Raw genomic sequence first — 1,157 nt, 5'->3', positions numbered from 1 at the left:
TCGGGGTCCGCGATGAGGTCCGGGATGGCGACGTATTCCGCGGCGCTTTCGACGAAATAGGATTTCGAGCGCAGGTCCTTCACCAGGGGCGCGAAGGCCGCGCAGATCTCCGAGAAATCCGCCTGACCCGACCCGTCGTCGCGATTGCGCAGGATGCGCTTGACCTCCGAGACGATGCCGGTGCGCAGCATGCGCAACGCGCCTTCCTCGCGCGCCTGCGAACAGGTCAGCGGAAAGGCCGCCTCCATGATCTCGTCGGCGATCCTGGGCGCGTTGTTGCCAACGCGGGTAGCAACCTCCCAGACGGCGGCGGCAAAGGCCGCCGATTGACTATTCAGCATCGAGCCACTCCTTGATTTTCGTGAAAACGGCAGCGCCGCGGTGGATGGCCCGGGCGTCGAGATGGTGGAACGGGTCGTCCCGCGCCTCGCGCATGCCCTGCCGGGCGAGAGCGAGGTTCTCGTCCGAAGCCCATTCGGCAAATGCCCGAAACGTGCCGGTCACATGCTGCCAGGCGGCGCGCTCGGGCGTCGGTGGAACATGGAGGGGATTGCGGCGGCCGGCGGGGCGCTGCGGGCGCATCCCCCGCCTGGCTGCGTCAAGCACCATCTTGCGCAGAGCGGCGCGCGTCGGCTCCTCGCCCTGCTCGAGGCGCTCGTTCAGAACGCGTCGGACGATGCCGGGCTCGGCTGCCTCGGCGTCACGGATCTGGCGGGCCTCGTGGATCTGGTCGCGGCGCAGGCCGAGATCGGATGCCGTTGCCTGAAAAGTGTTACCGTTCTCAACACTTTTGGGTCGACCGGAGGCCACGTCACCGCGGGCCTGCGCGGCATCGTATTCGTCGGCAAGCCGACGCTTGGCACGTGCCTCGATCTCGAGCGCATGGGCCTGCGCGCGATGGGCGGCCGCGACGAGATCGTCATGGGCGCTCTTGGCCCGCTGCAACCGGGCGGCGCGTTTGGCCACGTCGTAGGCAAGGCCCGCCATGTCGCGCGCCTCGAGAACCTCGGCGGCGGTCTTGGCCCCCGTGAGCATGCTGGCGGCGCGATCGATCAGGCTGGGAAGGTCCTGGGCCTCGGAGGAAATCGGCGCGAGGGAGGTCATTGCCCATCCCCCTGCGGCCGGATCTCGACCTTCAGCGCGCCGGTCTTCACGGT

The 1,157-nt window shown here is 68.5% G+C and carries 1 protein-coding gene and 1 pseudogene; both read right to left on the bottom strand.

Translation table 11 applies throughout. The annotated features are described in order from the left end of the window. Positions 1 to 341: hypothetical protein (locus NYR58_RS20410; protein WP_261522950.1), on the bottom strand; the 341-nt coding region annotated here is incomplete at its 3' end. Next, positions 331 to 1,157, bottom strand: a pseudogene (locus NYR58_RS20405) (hypothetical protein); the annotation flags it as partial. The pseudogene NYR58_RS20405 and the gene NYR58_RS20410, both read right to left, overlap by 11 nt.

The sequence above is a fragment of the Chelativorans intermedius genome, from assembly GCF_025398255.1.
In the GTDB taxonomy this organism is placed as follows: domain Bacteria; phylum Pseudomonadota; class Alphaproteobacteria; order Rhizobiales; family Rhizobiaceae; genus Chelativorans; species Chelativorans intermedius.
The sequence above is the reverse complement of the archived record's forward strand: the minus strand, read 5'-3'. Positions and strand labels throughout refer to the sequence as shown.